At 39.6% G+C, this 24,383-nt stretch carries 15 protein-coding genes; 8 read left to right on the top strand and 7 right to left on the bottom strand.

Annotated features, from left to right (window positions below; genetic code table 11):
- Positions 1-1,011 precede the first annotated feature (1,011 nt).
- The 3 genes from ACMX3D_RS16435 (at position 1,012) to ACMX3D_RS16425 (ending at position 6,186) form a co-directional block, all read left to right on the top strand.
- The gene (locus tag ACMX3D_RS16435; protein ID WP_482746959.1) at positions 1,012-2,847 is read left to right on the top strand and encodes a two-component system response regulator; all 1,836 of its coding nucleotides are present in this window, start codon (positions 1,012-1,014) and stop codon (positions 2,845-2,847) included.
- 410 nt (positions 2,848-3,257) lie between these two features.
- On the top strand, positions 3,258-4,397 hold the full coding sequence (ldpA, locus tag ACMX3D_RS16430; RefSeq protein ID WP_482746958.1) for a circadian clock protein LdpA: 1,140 nt from the start codon (positions 3,258-3,260) through the stop codon (positions 4,395-4,397).
- 52 nt (positions 4,398-4,449) lie between these two features.
- Positions 4,450-6,186 carry a R3H domain-containing nucleic acid-binding protein gene (locus ACMX3D_RS16425; protein ID WP_482746957.1) on the top strand — a complete coding sequence of 579 codons (1,737 nt, stop codon included), beginning with the start codon at positions 4,450-4,452 and terminating at the stop codon, positions 6,184-6,186.
- Positions 6,187-6,306: 120 nt separating this feature from the next.
- Here ACMX3D_RS16425 and thyX read toward each other — a convergent pair whose 3' ends face one another.
- Complete coding sequence (gene thyX / locus ACMX3D_RS16420; RefSeq protein ID WP_482746956.1) at positions 6,307-7,029, bottom strand: FAD-dependent thymidylate synthase; 723 nt, start codon at positions 7,027-7,029, stop codon at positions 6,307-6,309.
- Between the two features lie 164 nt (positions 7,030-7,193).
- On the opposite strand from thyX, the gene ACMX3D_RS16415 reads away from it, so the two are divergent.
- Positions 7,194-7,412 carry a high light inducible protein gene (locus ACMX3D_RS16415; RefSeq protein WP_482752356.1) on the top strand — a complete coding sequence of 73 codons (219 nt, stop codon included), beginning with the start codon at positions 7,194-7,196 and terminating at the stop codon, positions 7,410-7,412.
- Positions 7,413-7,496: 84 nt separating this feature from the next.
- Here ACMX3D_RS16415 and ACMX3D_RS16410 read toward each other — a convergent pair whose 3' ends face one another.
- Positions 7,497-8,141 carry a class I SAM-dependent methyltransferase gene (locus ACMX3D_RS16410; RefSeq protein ID WP_482746955.1) on the bottom strand — a complete coding sequence of 215 codons (645 nt, stop codon included), beginning with the start codon at positions 8,139-8,141 and terminating at the stop codon, positions 7,497-7,499.
- A gap of 147 nt (positions 8,142-8,288) precedes the next feature.
- Here ACMX3D_RS16410 and ACMX3D_RS16405 point away from each other — a divergent pair, with 147 nt between their 5' ends.
- Positions 8,289-9,908: an ArnT family glycosyltransferase gene (locus ACMX3D_RS16405; protein ID WP_482746954.1), complete on the top strand. Its 1,620-nt coding sequence runs from the start codon at positions 8,289-8,291 to the stop codon at positions 9,906-9,908.
- A gap of 289 nt (positions 9,909-10,197) precedes the next feature.
- Complete coding sequence (locus ACMX3D_RS16400) at positions 10,198-10,818, top strand: hypothetical protein (protein WP_482746953.1); 621 nt, start codon at positions 10,198-10,200, stop codon at positions 10,816-10,818.
- 114 nt (positions 10,819-10,932) lie between these two features.
- Here ACMX3D_RS16400 and ACMX3D_RS16395 read toward each other — a convergent pair whose 3' ends face one another.
- Both ACMX3D_RS16395 and ACMX3D_RS16390 read right to left on the bottom strand, forming a co-directional pair.
- Positions 10,933-11,328, bottom strand: a complete 396-nt coding sequence (locus ACMX3D_RS16395; RefSeq protein WP_482746952.1) for a four-helix bundle copper-binding protein — start codon at positions 11,326-11,328, stop codon at positions 10,933-10,935.
- A gap of 622 nt (positions 11,329-11,950) precedes the next feature.
- Complete coding sequence (locus tag ACMX3D_RS16390) at positions 11,951-13,594, bottom strand: B12-binding domain-containing radical SAM protein (RefSeq protein ID WP_482746951.1); 1,644 nt, start codon at positions 13,592-13,594, stop codon at positions 11,951-11,953.
- Positions 13,595-14,131: 537 nt separating this feature from the next.
- Here ACMX3D_RS16390 and ACMX3D_RS16385 point away from each other — a divergent pair.
- Positions 14,132-14,254, top strand: coding sequence for a hypothetical protein (locus tag ACMX3D_RS16385; RefSeq protein WP_482746950.1), 123 nt, complete (start codon positions 14,132-14,134; stop codon positions 14,252-14,254).
- 125 nt (positions 14,255-14,379) lie between these two features.
- The gene (locus tag ACMX3D_RS16380) at positions 14,380-16,581 is read left to right on the top strand and encodes a lytic transglycosylase domain-containing protein (RefSeq protein WP_482746949.1); all 2,202 of its coding nucleotides are present in this window, start codon (positions 14,380-14,382) and stop codon (positions 16,579-16,581) included.
- A gap of 161 nt (positions 16,582-16,742) precedes the next feature.
- Here the strand turns inward: ACMX3D_RS16380 and ACMX3D_RS16375 are convergent, their stop codons facing one another.
- The 3 genes from ACMX3D_RS16375 to ACMX3D_RS16365 all read right to left on the bottom strand — a co-directional run bounded on the left by ACMX3D_RS16375 (position 16,743) and on the right by ACMX3D_RS16365 (position 23,928).
- Positions 16,743-17,372 carry a PEP-CTERM sorting domain-containing protein gene (locus tag ACMX3D_RS16375; RefSeq protein ID WP_482746948.1) on the bottom strand — a complete coding sequence of 210 codons (630 nt, stop codon included), beginning with the start codon at positions 17,370-17,372 and terminating at the stop codon, positions 16,743-16,745.
- Between the two features lie 164 nt (positions 17,373-17,536).
- Entirely contained in the window at positions 17,537-22,621 is a 5,085-nt protein-coding gene (locus ACMX3D_RS16370) for a WD40 domain-containing protein (RefSeq protein WP_482746947.1), read from the bottom strand.
- Positions 22,594-23,928, bottom strand: coding sequence for a P-loop NTPase fold protein (locus tag ACMX3D_RS16365; RefSeq protein ID WP_482746946.1), 1,335 nt, complete (start codon positions 23,926-23,928; stop codon positions 22,594-22,596). The genes ACMX3D_RS16370 and ACMX3D_RS16365 overlap by 28 nt, the downstream gene beginning before the upstream one ends.
- Positions 23,929-24,383 lie beyond the last annotated feature (455 nt).

The following is a 24,383-nucleotide window of genomic DNA, read 5'->3' as shown; positions in this document are numbered from 1 at the left end:
AGTTAAATTTACAAAGTAAAAATTTACAAAGATAATTTAATTGCTGTTGAGTTAGTATTCAATTGGGCTGATAAGAGCTAGAAATTTCTGCTCAGGCTTTTAGTTGCAAATAGCGCAGGCTCAACAGTATGGCGAAGGGCTGAGTCACCGAAGTTTTCTCAACGGGGGGAACCCCCGCACGCAACTTCTCGCTGAGTGCTGAGGGACTTCCAACTAAAAAAATATACTATCACTGTGTAGGCAGGGGGCAGGGAGCAGGTGAGACCAGCACCTGTCTTGGCGGTCTCCGTCACGTAGAAGCGAAGCGGCTTCCCGTAAGGTAGGGGGACTGGCGAACCCGAAGGGAAGCAGGGGGAAAAAGAAAAATATCCTCTCTTGAAAATTGGATATTTTATTTTCTGCAAGTCCCTACGTGCTGAGTAGAAACTTATTATTTACCCTACGGGAAGCCGCTCCGCGTCTACAGGGGTTTCAGCAATCAATATAGTCCTAACCTATGCTTCGACTGCTATATCTGCTGAGAATATTCAATTTCAACTTTGATGAACGAAACTTCCAGTGTTACTCGGTAGTGTACCTCATGTAAATGAAGGTGCTGTATTTGTGATTTTCACTGAGAATGTGTGTTGGCTTATAGCAGTCAGTGTAAAAGTTGAGCTAGATAAAGCTACTTAAGGTGCTATAACAAAGTTTGAGCAATTAGTATAAAAATCAATTTGCCAACAATATGTATGCATATAACTTAGCAAAAGTAAATCTTGAGCGGCTGTCGCGTATCTAACTTGCACATTTTTTCGGATTGATTGTGGACTACTGACTGTTGAGTATTAACCGTCAGCAGCCAAAGAAGCTTATGAGTAATTGTGTACTTTCAAGATTTAATAGCTTAATACAATACATTCATCATCAAACACAGACATCAAGAAACTTGCAAGATTTTTACCTGTTTCTTGTACTCTGCTATAACTATCCGTTTGAGAAAATTATGGAATTGACTAGAAGCAAGGCATAATGAACTACCAGCAGTTAGATCCGGATAAAAAAGACATTTTAATAATTGATGACAACGCAGATAATTTAAGAGTTTTATCATCACTACTGGCTAGAAAAGGATATAACGTTCGCAAAGCTTTGAATTGGCAAATGGCTTTAACTGCGTGTCAAACAGTGTTACCGGATTTAATCTTACTTGATATTATGATGCCAGAAGTTGATGGCTATGAAGTTTGCCGACGGTTTAAAGACTGGGATTTAACAGCAGATATTCCCATAATTTTTATTAGTGCGTTAGATGATGTCTTTGATAAAATCAAAGCTTTTAGATTAGGAGGAGTAGACTATATAACTAAACCTTTTGAGGTTGAAGAAGTTGTATTGCGTGTACAGAATCAACTAGAACTAAGAGCAGCGAGGCTAGAAATATTAAGGCTCAATACAGAACTAGAACAAAGAGTAAAATATCGCACTTGGGAACTAGAAAATGCTCTGCAAAAACTTCAAGAAGAAATTACCTCTCGTCAACAACTGCAAGATAAACTACTAAATATAGTCCTTCATGATCCACTCACTGGATTACCAAATCGAGTTTTGTTTTTGAGAAAACTAGGAAATGCTCTCAATCTTGCTAGAGAAGATAATAATTATCAGTTTGCTGTACTGTATTTAGATTGCGATCGCTTCAAAGTTATTAATGATTCCTTAGGTCATCTTGTAGGAGATGAATTACTCATTGCTATTGCCAAACGCCTGCAATCATGTCTAAATCCAGGTGATACTCTAGCACGATTAGGTGGCGATGAATTTGGCATTCTTTTAGAAAATATTACAGATGTTAGTGATGCCATTCAAGTTGCTGAAATAATGCTACAACAGTTATCTATCACATTTAAATTATCCAGATACGAAGTATTTATGAATGCGAGTATCGGTATTAATTGGGGTAATAAAGACTACGAAAAACCAGAATATTTATTACGCGATGCTGACACTGCAATGTATCGTGCTAAAGCCCAAGGAAAAGCTAGATATAAAGTTTTTGATCCAGCAATGTACCATGAAGCAATGCAACTTCTAGAAATAGAAAATGATTTACGTAAGGCAATTGAACGGGAAGAATTAATTATTTACTATCAGCCAATTGTTTCTCTGCATACAGGCAGAATTTCTGGATTTGAAGCACTAGTGCGTTGGCTACATCCAATTCGTGGTCTTATGACTCCTACAGAGTTTATCCCCATAGCGGAAGAAACAGGTTTGATTAATACTATTGATATTTGGATGTTGCAATCAGCCTGTCATCAATTACGGATTTGGCAAGATCACCCAGCGACACCAGAAAACCTCACTATCAGTGTAAATTTAAGTGCGCGTCTTTTTAGTCAACCTAACTTAATTGCACAGATTGATCAAATTATTGATGAAACTAAAATTAATCCTTCAAATCTAGAACTAGAAATTACTGAAAGTGTCATTATGGAAAACACAAATGTTGTGCGAACAATTATTGAAGAAATTAAGCATCGCAACATTAAGTTAGTAATGGATGACTTTGGTACTGGTTATTCCTCCTTAAGTTATATACATAGTTTTCCTTTAGATTCTTTGAAAATAGATAAATCTTTCATTACTAGGATGCAATTTCAACAAGATTATATGGGATTGGTACCAACAATAATTAGTCTTGCTGAATCAATGGGTATGACTGTAATTGCTGAAGGAGTAGAAACCAAAGAACAATTAGTAAAATTAAGACGTTTAAATTGTGATTTTGCTCAAGGCTATCTGTTTGCTCAACCTCTGAAACAAGAATCGGTGATTGATTTTATTGCGTCTATGCCTCAGTGGTAATATAAAATTTATAATATATATCATCAGCTAATCTTTAATTAACTAAAAATAGTATTTTGACAAAAATTTGAAAACTAGCAAAGTCTTACCAAATTATTCTCCAAAAACCTCGTAGTGTCATTACTTTTGTATCTTAAACTGCATAAAAAGTGGAGTTTGCTATTATTCCTGTGCAACTGTTAAAGTAACAATTTGTACAAGAAAGTCAAAATAATTAAAATTTACAATTTTTAGTAGAAATAAAGTTACTGTTTACTTTGTCAAAGTAACAAAAGAATATTTTGCAACAGTTCATTGACAGTCGCTCTCAAAAGTGAGACTCTGGGAACTCAGAACTCAGAATAAAATAACCAAAATTTTTTATCGATTAAAGACTACTATTTTCAGTTACATGAAAGCATAATAGAGATGTGACTGATTTGTTTGCCCCTTTATACTCCTTGGAAAAAGGTAACTGGTTCAAGCTCATCTGTGGAGCCAGCTACCAACATCTGCCAGCAGTCAGAAGTTTAACATTAGCCTACACTTTGGCGGGCGCTGACTGCATAGATGTGGCAGCTGATCCAGCAGTAATAGCAGCAGCCCAAGAAGGGTTGCAAGTAGCTAAAACGCTGACGGTGGAAGCTCAGCAACGAGGCTTCAGATATCAAGGCGGTTCACCCTTATTAATGGTGAGCTTAAACGATGGTGAAGACCCGCATTTTCGCAAAGCCGAGTTTGATGCACTTAAGTGTCCGACCGACTGCCTAAGACCTTGTGAGCGAGTTTGTCCGGCACAGGCAATAGTATTTAACCGGACACAAGATAATTTTTCGGGAGTAGAATCTCAGAAATGCTACGGTTGTGGTCGTTGCATACCACTATGCCCATACGATATAATTTATACTAGATCTTATATGTCAACGCCAAAGGCGATCGCGCCAATGGTAATTTCAACGGGAGTAGATGCCGTAGAAATTCACACACAAGTAGGACGGTTAGTAGAATTTCAGAAATTATGGCAAGCAATTTCACCTTGGGCTGAACAACTCAAGGTATTAGCTATTAGCTGTCCCGATGGCGAAGGCATGATTGACTACTTAAAGGCAATTTATGATCTAATTACCCCACGTCCTCGTAACCTAATTTGGCAAACTGATGGTCGCCCTATGAGTGGTGATATTGGAGATGGTACTACTCTAGCGGCAGTCAAACTAGGACAAAAAGTATTGGCGGCTAACTTACCGGGATATGTGCAATTAGCAGGTGGCACAAATAGCTACACCGTTGCTAAGTTAAAGGCAATGGGACTCCTCAAAAGTGCTGAGTTGAAAGTGCTGAGTGCTGAGGATAAAACTCAGCACTCAGTACTCAGCACTCAGCACTACGTTGCAGGAGTAGCCTATGGGAGCTATGCCCGTGTATTGCTGTCGCCAATTCTCGAACAGTTAGAGCATAAGGAGGTGAATAACACCAGTGTCAAAGCGACTGTCCACCTGGAATCAGAACCAGACTTAATGTGGGAAGCTGTAGCGCTTGCCCATTCTCTCGTTTCCCAGATCAAGTCATAGCAGGAGCGGTAATCGCTCGTTCGTTATCTCTCAAAACGTCACAATAGAAAGCATGACGATTAAAGACGATCTCCAAAAGTTATTAGACATCTTGCCCCAAGACTTGCGACAAGTACTAGAAAATCATCCTCAGCGAGATAATTTAGTTGAAGTAGTCTTGGATTTGGGTCGTCGCCCAGAAGCTCGCTTTCCTAATCAAGCTGAGTATCTGAGTGAAACACCCGTAACTCAAGCACAAATTGATGATTGCATTCAGCGAGTCGGCACATTTGGCGGAGATAATCGAGCAGGAATTGAGCAAACTTTGCATCGGATCAGTGCTATCCGCAACCGTAATGGTAAGATTATTGGCTTAACTTGCCGTGTCGGTCGTGCAGTATTCGGTACTATTGGCATGATCCGCGATTTGGTAGAAACAGGTAAATCCATTCTCATGCTGGGTCGTCCAGGTGTGGGTAAAACTACCGCCCTACGGGAAATTGCCCGTGTGTTGGCAGATGAATTAAACAAACGAGTAGTAATTATCGACACCTCTAACGAAATCGCTGGGGATGGTGATGTTGCCCATCCTGCCATTGGTCGTGCTAGACGGATGCAAGTAGCTCATCCAGAACTTCAGCATCAAGTCATGATTGAGGCTGTGGAAAACCACATGCCAGAAGTGATTGTGATTGATGAAATCGGTACGGAACTGGAAGCTTTAGCAGCTCGTACCATTGCGGAACGAGGTGTGCAATTAGTAGGCACTGCTCATGGGAACCAAATTGAAAACCTGATCAAAAACCCGACTCTTTCTGATTTAGTTGGGGGTATTCAGGCTGTGACACTGGGAGACGATGAAGCCAGAAGGCGCGGTTCGCAAAAGACGGTGTTAGAACGCAAAGCTCCTCCTACCTTCGAGATTGCTGTAGAAATGTTAGAACGGCAGCGTTGGGTAGTCCATGAAAGTGTTGCTGACACAGTGGATACTTTATTACGTGGACGGCAACCAAGCCCACAAACACGCACTGTAGATGACAGCGGCAAAGTTGCAATCACTCGGCAGCTATCTGTGGTTAATGGTCGTGGTGGACAGCTAACAAGTGGGGAAGAAACCTTCTCGTCAGCGCGGCAGTCTGGTGGCTGGCGTGCATCTGGACAAATGGTAGCCCTACCACCATTGACTGTAGAGCGGGAAAAGGTGGTTGGACAAAGCGAGTTTGAGCGCTTGCTGGATGAATCCTTTAACTACTCAGATAGCATTGATTTCGCTGCGACTAAAAATTCTGGGCCAAACGGTGAAGATTTGCCTCTGCACGTTTATCCGTATGGGGTGAGTCGCCACCAACTAGAACAGGTAATTAGTGTACTGACTTTACCTGTGGTCTTGACAAAAGACATCGACAGTGCTGATGCAATTTTGGCATTGCGATCGCATGTCAAAAACCACGCTAAACTACGGCAAATGGCTAAAGCTCGTCATGTACCCATCCACATGATTAAGGCCAGCACCATTCCCCAAATCACGCGTGGACTGCGACGGTTGCTAAACATCGACGACCCAGAAATTGCTGATGACCGCGAACTGCAACTGTTCTTGCACAGCGGTAGCGATGACGAAATTGATGCCCTGGAAGAAGCCAGACTTGCTGTTGAGCAAATTGTTATTCCCAAAGGACAGCCAGTTGAGTTATTGCCTCGTTCTCCCCAAGTGCGCAAAATGCAGCATGAGTTGGTAGAACACTATCGCCTCAAATCCCATAGCTTTGGTGAAGAACCGAATCGTCGCTTAAGGATTTATCCGGCGTAATTAATTTTGAATTTTAGATTTTAGATTTTGGATTAAAAGCTTTAATTAGTAGGCTATTTCAAAATTCTAAAATCAACCTGATTTCTAGCCCCCTTTTCTAACCGGACAGGGGGCTAAAATTTAAGGTGCTAATCGAGCTTTACCTAAACGCTGCTTTTCATACCATTGTGCGATCGCGGGTGTCCACTCGGCAAAATGCGGCCACATTAATTCGCACAACTTTTGAATTTCTAATTGAGCATCTTTTTTATTTCTCAGGTCACAGAAATGCAAAAATGACCTGACATTGAAGCTGACTACAAAATGTTGGCGATAGTCAAAAGGTACTATCCCTCTAGCGTGTTCTTCAGACATACCAGCTTGAAAACTTGCTGCATATCTTTTAGCCGCTTCCATGCACCATTCTAAATCTGCGGCACGTTGCTCTGGTGAATAGTAATATTTTTTGCCTTGTCTATCTGTGTAGTAACCAACAGGACGCAGATAGAAAACATCTTCTATATCTTTTTTGCCTTCTATTATTTGTATAAATTGATTCCCTGTATACCTAAAAGATTGGACATCAAAACTCACGCCCACGCGATGAGTCCGGGCTTGTTGCATGACGCTGTGAGGAAAATAGCCACAGTTGAAGACAATCTGGGGATGTTCTAGCGGCCCGTAGTGTCCTCGTTCTCCTGCTAACAGGCGCTTGACAATAACTTCGCCGCATTGTGATTCCGAAGGCCATGAATCTCGTTCATCAACCACAAATGCGTCGGTATAGTCCTGGTGCATCGCAGCATAAATCACTTGCTGCGGATTTGGTGTTTTGGTAATCACCTCTACTCGGAATCGGTGCATGGGTTTTCTCAGACTAGGTACAAACGAGGATGAAAGCCTGTGTATGAAACATGGCTGGAAACTCAATCCACCATCATATATCTTTGGGCAGACTCAGATACTTTACAAAACTTTACTTATGCTGTTACACTTCTTTACAAGCGAAAGCAATTGGGGAAAATTTAATGCGTACTAACGGTTCCATTGTTGATGATCAGGGCAAGATGAACAACTTTGCGGTTGAGCCAAAAGTTTATATAGATGAACAAGGCGATCGCACTGGCTTCACACCATACGCAGAACTGCTCAACGGTCGTTTAGCAATGATTGGTTTTATCTCGCTGATAGCATTAGAAGTATTTACAGGACATGGTGTTTTTGGATTTTTATCTAGCCTGCAATAATTAAATTTTTAAAACGCAATTTTTCACAAATTTATAGAGACGGGAAATTTCCCGTCTCTATGTTTTTTAGGTCAGATTAGCAGTTTAATTACGATGAGCAATCACCGCATAAAAGGGATCTCCAGCGCCAATACCCATCAACTGTAAGAAATATGGCATTGTTGACTGGCGAACAATCACTTCAGGAGTGGTAAATCCAGGTACTGAAGTGAAGTAGTTTTTGACTAATTCGACTCTAGTGGCTTCGGAAGCATCACGCCAAGCTTGAATTGCTTTTTGATAAAACATCCGGTTAGAAAAGCTGATAATGGCAATACCGCCAGGTTTGAGAATGCGGTGAATTTCCGAAAAAATTGCTTCTGGGTACTGTATGTACTGCACAGAAACGCAGATGAGAACAGCATCAAAATCTTGATCTGGTAGGGGTAGCTGAGGATTTTCGTTGAGGTTTTGAACAAAGTAATGATTTAAACGGGGGTTACGTGCTAACTCCTCAGCATTGAGTCCGTGTCCCTCCACATGGGCAAATTCTATTTCTTCTGGTAGATGCGATACCCAACTGCTCATCATATCGATGATGCGGGTGTTAGGTTTGAGGCGATCGCGGTATAAATCTGTTAACTGTTGAATAAACCCATCATCAACATGAGTGACAAAGCGAGGATAGGCATAAAATAGCCGATCATCGGTATCATCTAATTTTTGGCGTTGATTTGGTCTAAGTAGCATAATTATGTCTATTTTGAAAAAGTTTTTGATGAAATTGGTGCAACTTCCGGTATTCTTCTGCACAAGTACTCTGTTACATATTTTAATAAAAGCAGCCTAAATAAAGTTAAAAGTACCTACTAATCAAGCTAGAAAAGTTTTAATTAAATGTTGGATAAATCACATTCATTGCAATCTATTTGGCGGCAATTTCGCTTATCAGCCGCATTTCCTTACATCAGCTTGTTAATTTGGCTACTGCCGTTATTACTATTTACATCTGGACAAAATAGCCTGATGGCACATGATGAAGGGCTTTATGCTTGGCGTGCGCGGCGGATGTTTGATTCTGGTGACTGGATAGCGCCTTGGGGTACTGTGCATCATAAAACCCCTGGTTTTTATTGGATGATTGCTAGTGCTTATACACTGTTTGGAATGAGTGAAGTGAGTGCCAGAATTCCCAGTGCGATCGCTGGAATATTGTGTTTATTTCTCATATATGAAATTGGCAAAATTATTCTCAATAAAAAGTTGGCTTGGTTAGCTGCTGCTATTTTGAGTTTAGAATTTCTCTGGCTGCAACATTGTCGATTAGGCGCACCTGATGTGCCTATGATTTTTTTGGTTTTATTAGCTATTTTTTCATTACTTAAAGCTGAATTACAACCTAAATATTCTGCTGTTTGGAGATTAATTGCTGGTTTATGTTTAGGCTTAGGCTTTTTAGTCAGAAGTTTTATGATTTTTTTGCCAGCGATCGCACTATTGCCTTATCTTATTGGGGGACATCGCCGTCACCGTCATCTTAGTAGCCCTGTTTTATATTTAGGTTTCGTATTAGGTTTTATCCCGACTTTGATTTGGCTGTGGTTTAGTTGGCAGCGTTATGGTAGCGATAGTTTAGAAGCTTTATTACAGTTTGTTTTTCAACTAGGTTCTGAGGAACGTGAAGGAAACGGCATCATATTTTATTTCTGGAATGTGCCTTTAAAAGCATTTCCTTGGGTGTTTTTCAGTGTTTTAGGTTTAGTTATTGCCTTCCGTCGTCCTATACCTCATTATCATTTATTATTAGTTGGCTTTCCTATAGTTTTATTTACAGAACTGAGTATTTTCTCAACTCGATTATCTCACTATAGTCTTTGCCTTTATCCTTTCATTGCTTTGTTAGCAACTTTAGGTTTAGATTGGTTGGGGAAAATTTACGAGAAAACACAACCACCTAGAAATCTTCCGCGTAACTTAAGTTATGGCTTCGGCGGATTAGGTATTTTACTTTTACTAGCAGGGATATACATTCTTATTTGGGGTAATGCAGATATCCGCAAGTATGCACCTCTTGGCTTGATTGTAGGTTTAAGTTGGTTAAGTTTACCTGCGGTATGGATTAGTCGTCACCACTTTGGTTACAAGTTTCTCACAGCACGTTATTGGTTAGCTGGTTGGTTAATTCCCTGTTGGCTGGCTTTAGCTGTAGCTGGTAGTTTGGGATTAATCGGTGATTATAACCCAGCGTTTAGAAAGTTTTTTCAAGAACCTGCGATCGCCTCAATTTTGCAAACTCATCCAATTTACTTTGTTAATGTTGATAGTAAAAATGCTGTACTCTTAAATTTCTACACACCTATTCACGGAAAAACGTTAGAGACAATTTCTCAACTACCAGCTTTTAGCTACGCTTGGATATATTTAAAAAATTCTCCTGATTTATCTCGTCCTCACCGCGTTGTTGGGACAGTGCAAAGTTATCAGCTAATTCAAGTCAAGGGAACGGGGAATAGGTAACAGGTAACAGGGAAGAAAGAGTCCATAAATTAGTGTAGAAATTCGCGGTGTCTAGATCCCCGACTTCTTAAAGAAGTCGGGGATCTTTGATTTCACGAATGATTTAGAAAACATTAAATAAATTATTGATAATTGTTCGATATTTAATTACTTCTATTTATGGAATTAACAAAAAAGAGTGTTTGATTTTACTAATCAAAATGAATATTTTGAAGATGTACTCGCATTGACCGCATTAAAAGCAAATTTTTATAGAGAAAACAAAATGGTTTGAAAAAGGAGAAATTCAATGAAAGCCTGGAAAATGATGCTGTTTGTGTTGTTATTCTTACTAAATTTCGCGGTAGCTCAACCTTCTTGGGCAGATAAAATGTCTAAAGTTAGCCCAGATTATCCGATAGTTGTGCAAAATCTGAATAGTCTGTTAATGGCGAGAAATAATCCTGAACAGGCTGGTTACACCGCAGAAGAACTACAACAAAAAATTGCAGCGCTACAATTACAAAAGCAAACTCTAGAAACTTCTGAAGATTGGGCTAGTTGTCGCAATGAAACAGGAAGACCACTAGCTATTTATAGCCGTAAACCTGAAGATTCGATTCAGAACAGTCTCTACTATTTAGGAAATAGACAAACTACTGATGAAGATTGGGATTGTGATGCTGTCTATATACCAAGTGATGCACAAGTTGCAGGTCTAAACTTACCAGCAGGAGAACCAGCAATTTTGAAGCTTACAGATGGCGCACAACTAGTTGCTAGAATCAATCCAACTACACAAGAAATGCATTTCGATGTTCCGCCAGCTTTGGTAGAATTTCTCAAACCTGATCAAGTAACTTGGGCGGCAGTTCCTAACTTAGCTCAAGCAGACATTAATATGCAGATTCCTAATGCTCCAAATGATTGAAATGAAATGATTTAGCGGCGATATCAATCATGATATCGTCGCTTTTTTTATTGCAATTTATGTTGTGATGACTGTAGCGATCGCTATCTATTTTCAGATATTAAATGAACTAGATTAAAGTGCATCTTCTGTGATTAAACTAGCTCTGCGGAAATAAGAAGCTGAATTGAGTCCCATTGCTTTGCAGTGTTCCGCACATTTACGGCAAATAGCAGCACAAAACATCATTGTAGGGTCTTCATTCATCTGCTCACAAGCCATTGCGGTGCGATCGCACATTTCTGCACACAAACTACAAGCATTTCCCATAAACTCGGAACCATCGTTCATCATATTGACGCACATCATGCACATTTCTGCACAGTCGCGCATCATCGACATCATAGTCATATCCATGTATCGACCCCCCTGATTTTTACAGTATTTGAGGGTATCAATACAAATATTGTGGCATTCGATGCAGGTTTCTCTGGTAGCTTCTACTGCGGTAAGTATAGATTCAGTCATCATAATAGTAATTTCCTAAAAACTTAAATGCTGTGAGATAGTTGGCTTAATTAGCAAGTTAAAGGTTTATTTTTGAGAATTCAATAGCTTGTCAAATTCCCAGAACTAGAAGAACACTAAATCTATGAACTTGCTGGAAATTTCAGCGGTTGGCAGAAATTTGTTCAAAAGCGAATTAGCTCAAATCCTGATTAATTAAGGCTGGAAAATATTCCTGTTTTCGTCAAGCATTAATTATGAAGACTGATTTCCCACTCAAAAGTGGGACATTTACGGTTGCTTTATCTGTATATTTCATCCTCGCAACACGATATTAGTCGGGTGAACGCATCGGTATTTTGTTCTGAACTTAATCCATACAATCCTTATTTAGTAAAGCTTTTAGGCATTTTCACGCGCAATAAAAATATGAGGGAAAATATGCTATGAGTACATATACTCTAAGTAAGCTAATATCAAGATTTCATGACTTTATTGCAATATATTGCGTTTAGTTGGCTATGCTTCAGTTAACTCTTCCACTTTTTTCGTGTTGACTGCTACCTTCAGCAGTCAACAGTCAACGAACTTCATGATTTATTGTGTAATTTAAAAGCTGAATAGCTTATTAGTTTGCGCCTAATAACTAAGGACGTATTTTTTGTGAATAAAATGAAGCAGATTCTTGGTTTTTGGCACAGTCTTGTGCGAACTTAATCAGATGATGTCCGACTAGCCCAACGTGAATTAAGTTCTCAATATTGCCTGTTTTCAGCGCAGGTTTGGCCATTTTCCAAAAAGTTTGACGATAGTTACCAAATACACCAACACGCAGCAAAATATTAGTTAAATAAGTTAAGCCTTTGCGAATATTTGCCCACGAAGTCCGAGCAGGGCTGTTAGGTACGGTGATACGGTTTGGGTAAGTATGTTCTATGTTGTAGGCAAACCGCTGATATAAAAATTCTGGTTTATATGCTTCGGTAATACAACGCCGCCACATCTCGATAACTTGCTGATATGGCATCAAAAACTCAACATTTGATTCACGACTTTCATCAAAGACGAGCCGTCCTTCGGCTTCTAACCGCCGCCATAAAGGAGTTCTAGGTAGTGCATGAAGTAGGTTAATTGTCAACATCGGAATTTGCGACAGACGAATAAATTCCAGAATTCTGTCTGCTGTTTCTGGTGTATCTGTATCTAACCCAATGATGATTCCTGATACTACTTCCATACCATAGCTATTCAAAACCTTAATGGCCTCTAAGATGGGTATACTGAGATTTTGGTCTTTGGAAATAGAGTGGAGAGCCTCTGGTTCTGGTGTTTCAATGCCGCAAAATACTGTACAAAAATAAGCTTCGCGCATCATAGCCAGCAATTTTGGACTTTGAGCAAGATTCAGTGTTGCTTCACAGGCAAATTGAATAGGATAGCCATTGCACTTTTGCCAGTCAATTAAGTGAGGTAGCAACTGCATCGTGGCGCGGCGATCGCCCACAAAGTTATCATCAACAAAATACACTGCGCCTAAAGTGCCAGATTTACGCATCGCATCAAGTTCAGCCACAACTTGCTCTGGGGTTTTCATTCGCGGATTTCTGCCATAGAGTTCAGGAATATCACAAAACTCACAGCGATAAGGACAACCGCTAGAAAATTGGACATTTGCCAGAAAGTAATGATTGAGATTTACCAAATGATAAGCAGGTGTCGGGAACTCAGTTAAAGGTAAACGTTCTTTGGTGATAAACCGAATTTGCTGTGGTGGACGTTCGTGATTTTGGTCGAGATACTCAATCATGCGATCGCTGGCATCTCCTAATTCACCCAAATGTAAAATATCAAAGTCAGGATAATATTCTGGACAACCAGACACCGAAGGGCCGCCCAAAACTGTAATTTTGCCTGCTTGGTGAGCAAGTTGATTAATTTGATTAATCTGTGGTTTTTGGATATGCATACCACTGACAATCACCACATCTGCCCATTGATAATCGGCTTTTTTGGCAGGATGTAAATTTTCATCAATAAAGCGGACTTCCCATTCTTGGGGTAAGTAAGCCGCCACAATCAAAATACCTTGGGGTGGCATAAAAGCCCGAACATTACCCATAAGTGGATAAGCATGATGAAACGTGCCAAAAGAACGACTGTACTTGGGGAAGATGCAGAGAATACGCCGCTGATGTAAGGGAACATAACGGGCTTTTTTAGTGGTAGGAGCGGTTGCCAAATCTGCCGTTACAGGAATTTGTTTTTCAAAAGGCTTGAGTTTCACAGTCATTGCTAATTTTTCCACAGAAAAACGAGCAGCTAATTTGATGATTTATTGGCAAAATTAGCTGTAATTTTCAATAGATTACCGTGAGACTTTAGAAATTCCTAACTATCTAGATATATAGCTTTGTCTAGAAGTGCAATATGATTGAGTATGTTAAAAGCCTGACTTTTTAAGACATCTAGAAACATCAGGCTTTGCAGATGAACTTAATATTCTTACTATTGATTGATACAAAATATCAATATTTTCAACTTTTGATAGATGTAGAACAATTAATTGTCGTAATCCGATTTATTTCTGATCCTTCGGACAGACAGGGAAAACGAAAGAATAAGTAAAGGTCTACAGATTTTTTACAAAAATTAAATTAAGAGTGCTACAGCAGCTTTAAATAAGTTTTAAGTAGACGATTTAAATATCAAAGCTAGATAGAAAGCCTATGAGTCTTCAGAATTATGACTCTTGAATTCTGAAATTCTGCTGTATGTGTAGAAAGCGCAACAAAAACACAGGATCATCTATCTAAGTGTAGAGTGAGTGATGGCAATAATTCAGCGATCGCCATTGGCAAAAAAACAGTCGCAATTGGACGGTTGGGTGAAGAAACAGCAGGTTAAATTTGCCAAAACTCCGACTCTGTGTCGGTTATGGCTGAATAAATAAAATAAATCTATTATGGAAAATTCGTATGTAAAATTAAAAAGTCCCAAAAAATTAAAAATTACTAACACTTCTGGCTAAGAGTGTTAGAGTTTCAAAAATTCATCAACAATTTTCAGCGGGTATCAATGCTGAAGCAACTCAAGAAAAACCAAGTTCCTTTAATTATTGGCGCAGCAGTGTTTGCCTTTTCAGCTGGGGCAATGGTCTCAGCACCTGAAATTGGCAAAACATTCAGTCAATGGCTCAAACTAGATAAAAATCAATCAGAACAGCTATCAGAAGCAAATAAAGTTAAATCTAGTGTGTTTCCACTGGTGAATCAATCTCCAGTAGAACGAGCAGCAAAACTAGAAGCGATCGCCAAAGGATTTGCTTCAGCAGACCGCAATCGCGCCCGCTATCTTTTAGCAAGTGATTTAATTGAAACTAGAGATGCTCAACAAGCCCTTGATTTACTAACGGGATTAGAAAAAGATTATCCTGTGTTAGCGCCCTACATATTGCTGAAACAAGCTCAAGCACAGGATATTTTAGGTGAACAAGGCAAAGCTTCTGATCTGCGGCGAAAAGTTCTCAAAGATTATCCCAAAGCAGCAGCAGCAGCGAAGGCGCTGTATTTAATTGGTCAACCAGAAACCCAAGATCAAGCGATCGCGCAATTTCCTTCCCATCCACTCACCTGGGAAATTATTCGCCAGCGCTTGCAAAAAAATTCCAATCAGCCGCAATTAAAATTAATCTTGGCGAAATATGCCTACAATCAGCCAGGGATAGTTGGAATTTTAGATCAATTGATGAAACAGCCAAATCTCAAACCCGCAGACTGGGAAGTAATTGGCACAGCTTATTGGGAAAATGCACAATTTCGCAAAGCGGCGGTAGCTTACTCTAAAGCACCAAAAACAGCCCAAACTCTTTACCGTATAGCACGGGGGTTACAAGTAGGTGGCCAAAGCCAAGACCGAGAAAAAGCGATCGCTATCTACAAGCAACTAGTGCAGCAGTTCCCCAATGCACGAGAAACGGGAACTGCATTATTACGTCTGGCAGACATGGCAAAAACCCGTAAAGATGCCATACCATATCTCAATCAAGTCATTGCGCAATTCCCAGAACAAGCACCGACAGCACTAGCAACTAAAGCTAAAATTCTCTCTGGTCTGAACGATCAAAAATCGGCTCAACAAGCTTGGGATTTACTGCTGAGCAAGTATGGTAACTCAGATGAAGCCGCAGAATACCGTTGGAAGATTGCCCAAGATAAAGCCAAAGCTAACGATTACGTCACCGCCTGGGAATGGGCGCAACCAATTACCACCAATAACCCTAACAGCATTTTGGCTCCCAGAGCAGGTTTTTGGGTTGGTAAATGGGCAATTAAATTAGGCAAGCAACAAGAAGCCAAAACAGCATTTGAGTATGTAGTTGGTCAGTTTCCCCATTCGTATTATGCCTGGCGATCGGCCAATATCTTAGGGTTGAATGTCGGCAATTTTAACAATGTGCGCCAACTAAATCCGGAAGTAGTTCCACACCTACGTCCAGTCCCGACAGCTGGTTCAGACACCTTTAAAGAATTGTATTTATTAGGTCAAGACCGTGATGCTTGGTTGCAATGGGAAACAGAATTCTTCAACAAAAAGCAGCCCACCGTTGCAGAACAATTCACCGAAGGGTTGATGCGCTTAGCTAGAGGAGAAAATCTTTCGGGAATAGACATCATTTCTAAATTGGAAGATAGAGAAACACCCGAAGAACAAGCTCAATATCAAGCCTTAAGCAAACAAATCACTTATTGGCAAGCCCGTTATCCATTTCCCTATCTCAAAGAAATTGAAAAATGGTCTACCGAACGTCAACTTAATCCCTTACTAGTTACAGGTTTAATTCGTCAAGAATCACGGTTTGAGCCTAAAATTAAGTCAGTTGCTGGCGCTACAGGGCTAATGCAAGTATTACCCAGTACAGGTCAATGGATAGCATCAAAAAATAATTTGGATAGCAAAACAATTGATTTAACAATTCCCAATGACAATATTATGCTGGGTACATGGTATTTAGATTATACCCATCAGCAATATGGTGGTAATTCTTTGTTGGCTGTAGCTAGTTATAATGCAGGCCCTGGTAATGTTTCTAAATGGCTGCAAACTCTTCCTAAAGAAGATCCTGATGAATTTGTCGAAGAAATTCCCTTTGATGAAACGAGAAATTATGTCCGCCAAGTTTTTGGTAACTACTGGAATTATCTGCGGCTATATAACCCAGAAATTTCTGCGGTAGTAGCGAAATACTCAGATGCACACCCAAAATTACCAACTCAGTGATTTTTCAAAAAATTACCGAAAAAGATTCAAATCATTTTGAATCTTTTTCGGTAAATAGATGTAACATAAAGCTGAATTTTACACCATTCGTTTGAAATTCGCTGACAAATTCAAACTTTGGAATTTAGATAAAATTTGAATTCATTAATTACGAATTGGTATTAATTCTGGCGTGTAGATCCAAATTTTCTTTTTATAGCAATACCAAAACCAGTCGCCGTCAAGCTACCAAGAATAGTTAGAGGTTCTGGTACAGATGCTCCTGTTGATTGAGTAAAGTTGGCGTAAGTTAATTCTGTAAAATATAACTGTCCAGCACCAATTCGCCCTATTCTACTTAACCCAATATTATTGTAGTTGACTGACCCACGCCACCAGCCGGCTCCCAGACCACCTTCAAAAATAAAGGGAATATTCCATTCATCAGATAAATTTCCCTCTGTATCTTCTAATTGCCAAAAAGCATTACCAGATAAGTCATAAACATTAATTATGCTTTGCCAAAGGGTTATGCTGGCTTGTTGAGCATCATGAAGATTTTCGTAAAAAGTTGTAATTCCTGTAGTTGTGGGAGATAACTCTTCAAAAGTTCCCTTAATAAAATTTACGTTATACTTTTTATCTAAAACTTTTAAGCCTCTGATAGCCTTTAAAGCATTTTTTTCTTCATTCAGAATAAATGTTGGCCCATTTTCTTCAGGAGTAATGTTAAAAGCTTCTGCTTTCGTTATCAAACCACCGCAAATGAGTGCGAATACTACCGTTGCAACAGCTAGAGATTTTTTGCTCATATAGGTAGAGTCAATTTTTTTGACGTTTATTTGCTGTATCTGTTTTGAGCTTAGCTTTTTGTGTCGCGTTTTTTTAACGATTCGCAACTTTTATTTCTCTTTAAAGATACAAGGGATAAGTTCATAAAAACTTCAATTTTTATTGTCAAGTTTGAGGTTGTGTTTTACTGCCTAAAACATAAAGCGCGATCGCTTTTACTCACTTTGGGGTTAGTTTGGAAATAATCATGGAGCAAATCGCAACCCCGCCTTAATAAATTATCTAGTTTGAGATTTGCTAGAGGCCGAAAAATGACCATGCCTTTACCACTGCCTGCTGCTAAGGTATTACCATCCGGGCTAAAAGTCACACTGGTCAATTCTTCTTGATCACCTTTTAGCGCAATCAGTAATGTTCCATCGCGGTTCCATAACTTGAGTTTATCCTCACTGGCAGCTACTATCGTTTTGCCATTGGGACTAAAACTCACACTAATGAAACTATCACCATCCCCAGAAATATCATTGAGTAGTTGACCGTCTCGGCTCCAAAGTTTCACTGTGCTGTCAACACTTGCTGAAGCTAGAATTTTACCGTCATTTGACCAAGCTACGCCATTCACTGGACGACTGTGACGGTTTAAGGTTTTTTGCAGTTTGCCATCACGACTCCAAATAATTACCGTTTTATCGTCACTGGCCGAGGCTAACAATTTACCATCAGGACTAAAATCCACCCAATTAACAGCATCTTGATGTCCTTTTAAGGTATTCAGTAGTTTGCCATCCCGACTCCAAAGCTTAACTGTGCCATCCTTACTAGCCGAAGCGATAATTTGACCATCACCAGACCAAGCTACACCTAATACGGTATCTCGATGTCCGGTTAAAGTATGCAGGAGTTTGCCGTCACGTTGCCAAATTTTGACTGTTTTATCTTTACTGGCTGAGGCAATATTTTGACCATCCGGCGACCAAGCCACACCCCAAACTTGACCTTGATGACTTTTTAAGATACGTAAAAGTTGACCTTTACTATTCAAGATTTTGACAGTAGAGTCACGACTGGCTGCGGCTATGGTACTGCTATCGGGGCTAAAACTGATACTCGTAATCCAGTCTTTTTGGTCACTCTTGGGATTACGTAGCAGCACATCATCCCAATGCCAAAGTTTCACAGTTTTATCACGACCAGCAGAAATCAAAGTTCGACCATCAGAACTAAAACTTACACTATTCACCCAATTGTTATGTCCTCGGAGAGTTCCCAACAGCAAACCTTGAGGACTCCACAACTTTACTGTTTGATCAAGACTAGCTGAGGCAATTGTATGACCGTTAGGACTAAAACTGACGCTAGTAATTTCCCCAGTATGCCCTGACAAAGTTCTAATCAGCTTACCTTGGAGATTCCATAGTTTGATTGTTTGGTCTAAGCTTCCTGAAACAATAGTCTTACCGTCTGGCGACCAAGCTAGGCTTTTGACAGCATCATCATGTGCTTGCCAGCTTTTCAGCAATTGACCTTCTCGGTTCCATAGCTTGATGCTTTTATCCGCACCAGCAGAAGCCAAAGTTTTACTATCTGGTGACCAAGCTACATCTAAGACGGAACTTTTATGTCCGGTGAGGGTACGGAGTAATTTTCCATCACGACTCCACAATTTCACAGTGTTGTCAGTACTAGCTGAAGCAATAATTTGACCATCGGGACTAAAATTTACACTATTAACTACAGCTGTATGACCTTTCAGGGTGTTAATTAATTTACCTTCTCGGCTCCATAATCTCACCGTTTTGTCTTGACTGCCAGAGGCAATAAGTTGACCATCGGGACTAAAACTTACACTGTTGACGATATCTTCATGTCCCCAGAGAGTTTTAATCAAAGTACCATCAGCACGCCAGAGTTTAATTGTATTATCAGCGCTACCTGAGACAATTAAGGCGCGATCGCGGCTAAATACTGCACTATTAACACCACCTGTATGACTTTCTAAACGGTTAAATTCCCTCACTCCCGCAACTGCTTGATACAGCGCCGTCTGCACTTGCTGTTTGGTTGAGGAATCCACCCAAAGCGCTTGTTGTAATTTTCTGCCAGCTTTTATCCCTTCTTTTAACGCATCGATACCTTTTTGGGAAGCGAATAAAGCTTCACTGGAGACACTCAGGGTTTTGATTTCGCTATCTAAAACGGTGATGATGGAAATAGATAAGCCGAAGATAGCTAAAAATGCCACTGACAAGGCAACTTTCAAAGAACGATTTAATCGCGCTTCGTTAAGTTGTTGCTTTTCTTTAGCTTCTGCCAGTTGTGCTGTTAATTCTTTTTCTTTCAGCACAGATCTTAATTGTTCAATTTCTAGCTGACTTAATTCTTCACGTTTGCGTAATTCCCGCAATTCTGTGACTAAATCTAACCCTTGCTGGGGTTGAGCTTCTGGGAGTCTGACTTGTTGCTTTTTTTGGCGAAGTTCGCTTTTAAGTCGCTCAATTTCCCATTCACTTTGATCAACTTTGCGACGTAGTTGATCAAGTTTAGCTTGTAAGCTTGATTCTTGTTCTTGCAAGTAGCGAATCAAGTCTACTAAATAATCATGAATTAATTGATAACGCTCTGGTACATCAGGAAATAGCACTACTAACCCAGAGCTTACTAAAATGTCCAAGACTAATTCTAGCTTCCCCGCATCTTCTAATTCAGCAATTTCTGTAGCTAATTCGGCACGAGTTTTAAAAGGTCTTTGATTAGTTTCATCGGTGAGTAAATATAAAACGAGTAAAGCGGCTCGTTCATTTTCTGGGCCACAATCTTTAATTAATTCCTTGATATAACGCTCAATTAGTTTATTAGGTCGATATGGTTGATATTGTTCTAAAGTATTAATTCGTTCATCTTGCAGTTGTGCGCCTACAACTTGCAACTCAATCGGTCTGACTTCTCCTAGGTCTGCTGATAAATCTGCGACCAAAGCATCAATTAACGCTGGTTCTAAATGCATCTGAGAACGTTCTGTTAACTTTTGAATGATGACTTTGGCATATTCTGGGGAAAAGTTATTTAATTGATAACGAATCTTTTTATCGAGGATATTATAATCAATAGCTTCTAATGCTGACAGATTTTTAAACTCTAATAACCGATGTAAATAATCTTCTCGAATAGAAAAAACTATTTTGACAAAAGAAATATTTAAGCAATCTCGCAAAAATCTATCAAACTTCTGCCTTTCTACTGGGTTATTACAAGTAAAGAAAAATTCTTCAAATTGGTCAAAAATCAAAACTGTAATTAAATGATTATTCGCATTTTCGGTTAATTTAGCTAAGATGTCGGCGGTAGTTATGGGAATTTTGAGGTCGGATGTCGTGACTTCCATCGCTGTCTCTCTCTGAATTTGAGACATCGCCGCAGTTAAAGCTTTAGCAAATTCTCGCACCCAATCTGTGTAAACTTGAATGACTACAGGCACAGCAATTTGATCACCGACGGTACGATTTTGTAATGCGGGTACGAGTCCGGCGCTAACGGTAGAACTTTTACCTACACCTGACTGACCGTGAATCACCATCAACTTTTGATCAGCGCGGCTAATTTTGCCAATTAAGTTATTAATATCATCTTCTCTACCAGAAGCAGCGATTTCTAAGGCGACACTACTAGTACCATAAGGAGACATCAACGCTGGGTTGGTGGCTTGTCTTTGGGGTTGCAAGCGTCCTGCACCAATAAAAGCCCGAAAGCCGTATTGTTGCTCAACAGAACGTCGTTTTTGTCTGATAGTATAAGCTTCGAGATAGCGTCCAGCGGCAAAATAAAGCGATCGCAGTATCCGTAATAAGCGAATATAACGATGGGCATTATATTGATGGGCGCTGTTTTCTAACGCATTTGGTAGTTCTTTGGCTGCTTTATCTAAATATTCATTAGCAACTTGATGATCACCTAAACTTTGCTGTGCTTCTGCTAAAACTAAATAATAAATTTGCGCCAACAATAAGGGAAATAAATATTGATGAGAAGCACTTTGTTTTTGAGCTTCTCCTAATTTCAATAAAGAAACATGAGCTAAAATACTTGCCTGCATCCAGCGTGACTGCTGCAAAGCAACTTGCGCCAAAAAACCATAGTCACAAGCTAGTTGAATTTGACTACCATAAATTTGATGTAATTCTAAAGATTTTTGTGCTACAGTCTGCAATTCTGACCACTCTTGCAGATGTTCTAAAACTTCAGCTAGTTGACTAATAAATTCAGCAACTATATCGGGACGTTGCGCTAATTGCAACACATTGCATGATTGCTGTAAATAAGATTTAGCTGTATCCCAATGGCGACGATTTTCAGTTTGATTTTGCTCAGCGAGGCGGGAATAACATAACCCTAAATAATAAAGTAATACGCCTTGGCGGACTAAAGGCGAAGTGTGGTTGCTGAGGATATCTAATTCTGTATTCCAGGTATTAGGAATTGATTGGTTGGTATTTTCTGGTTCGTTTTCTAATGCTAATTGTTGCCAAACTTGCAAGCTTTGCTGAAAATGGGTTAAGGCTTGCCCAATGCGATCGCTAACATAGTTATCTAAACCAAAAACAAATTCTAAACTTGCATATAATTCTGGTTCTAAGGTAATACCACGATGTCGTAACTCCTGAATTGCAAAGTGGAGTTCGTCGTTATGTTCCCAGATTTGCTCTAAGGTAGAATATTGCTCTGTACCTTGATTACCTTGATGTTGTGTAGGTAAAACTGTAGCAAATAAAGAGTCTGTTTCTTGGCGCAAAAATTCTTGCAACTGAGTTGTTGTCATTTCAAAGCGAATTGGTGTCGCCGCCCAACTCGCAAAATCTGGGGCTAAACGCACTACTTTTTGCAACACCTCATCATTCACCCAAAAAATCATCGGGAATGGGTGACGCTTGGGAAATTCATCGCGGATTTGATTGATTGAGCTAAGTAAATCATCAATGCGCTCTACTGATTCTAATCCCAAGATGTTCAACGCTGACGGTTGCTGTTCATCGGTGCGCAGTTGAACATGAATCGCACTGTAAAGACTTCTCGCATTTTGGGGTAAAACTAACTTCAGGACTGAGTTTGGTAAAATTTTTTCTAGTTGTTGCAGTATTTGCTCTTGCAAAACACAATAGTTGCAACACACTAACACTACGGAGAATTGTCCCCGCGACAGGGAAATTGCTCTGCTTAAACTCCGCAACGCCCGCTCGTTGGCAGATTTTATGTCTGCTTGTGTGTGTTCAACCATAATTTAAATTTTTGCGTTTCTGCGATAACTGGGTTGACAGCAAACCAAGCTCCCCGATGATCACGATATTCAAAAACAAACAAGCTACGTAATAAAGTGTGATAAGCGATATCACCACCTACTCTTTGCTGTTGTACTACCTGAAAAATTAGTTCCCATTCATGGGGGTCGATGGCGTGAGCGCGGTAGTCTCTTTGGCGTTGAATCACTAGTTCTACGCACTCGCGCTCAAAAGGTGGATCTTGTTCTCTCAAACAGTCGAACAGCAGCCCCAGTAAATCTCGTACATGACCACCGCTAATTAAGCACAATCGATCTAAAGTTTCCAGGTTATCAAATATCTCTGTAGTTAAGCCTAACCGATCGCTAGGTTCGATGTCAGGAAAGGCTCTAGCTAACACCATTTGTCGCATCAGTGTTAAGCCTTGATTAAATATTTCTCCAGAACGCAGGCGCACGGGTATCATTGGCAAAACTTTTGGTGCTACACCACCACCCAAACGATGCTGAAGTTCAGCACTATCGTTAGAAAAGATTAAAGATAAGGGAATAGTGTAAACTAAATGACATTCTAGTTTACGTAATTGCTCACCCCGTTCAATAAATAAGTATTCTGGCAGCGATCGCCCGGATGGTAAAGAACGAATTGCGACGCGATCTAAGTTATCAACAATAACTACTAAGCCTTTTTTACCTTGATTCTTCAGTTCTTTAGTGGCGCGTTCTAGTAGTTCTTTATTAATAGACTGCAAAATATTTTGGGTGCGCGGTTCGAGGTAGTCTCTTAACCGTCGTCGCAGTTGGGGACTTTCTTTGGTTTTAGCGGTGATTTTGGCTATCCCTACAGATAATTCTGCTTCTACTCCCAAGTCGATTGGTGTTTGTAAAAAATCGACAACTTCTGTAAACAATTTCGCAAAGTAACTCGGCTTGAGTCGGATTTTGTTTGCTTCAAGACTTTCGCTCACTTGTCCGGCGATCGCTAGTAAAATATCCGTTACATCCACGTCTGCCATTTCTAAGACATGGGTAGACTCAAAATAAACTACATGAAATTTTTGCTCTTCTAACTCGGCTTTCAATCGTAATAATTCTGTCGATTTCCCACAACCCAGATGTCCAGTAAATAATTGGCAAGTCGGTGTATCTGGTGAAATTCGCGTAATTGTCCGCAGCAAAGCTTCAATGATTTTGCCGCCACGCACCGCAGCAAAATCGATATAGTAACGGCGATCGCTTGCATCTCCCATCATGAGAGGTCGGCTAGGATTACAAGCCTGATAAAATCTTTCTAAATCTAAAGGCATAACTAATCTAATTCACTCTGTTAACAATAGGGATAGTGCAACCTGCTAAATAAATATATTTCTTTTACTTAATTTATGTATTTATTCAAAAAAATTTATTTACTATTACTTACTGAATTTGCAGTTTGCCGAAAAATTAATTTAGATTTATTTTCTCATAGCACACAGTATGATTGTTCTTCATTAACTCAGAAAATCTATAGCCCTGTTTATTTTATTTAAAAAAATGAATATATAGCAATTTGTTAAGAAATTACAAAAACAAATCTACTCCCACTTCTCTACAAACTTTAAATCAAGCTAAAGATAATTAATTTCGTATAATATTTATATTTTTTTATATAGAAAAAATTGTGTAGTACCGAATATAGGACTCATATTTGATTTTTTTAAAAAATCAGTAGTCCTTAATTTTTTCTTTGCTGTTCCCCGTTCCCTGTTCCCTACCTCTACGA

This window comes from Anabaena sp. TISTR 8404 (genome assembly GCF_056847745.1).
The sequence above is the reverse complement of the archived record's forward strand: the minus strand, read 5'-3'. Positions and strand labels throughout refer to the sequence as shown.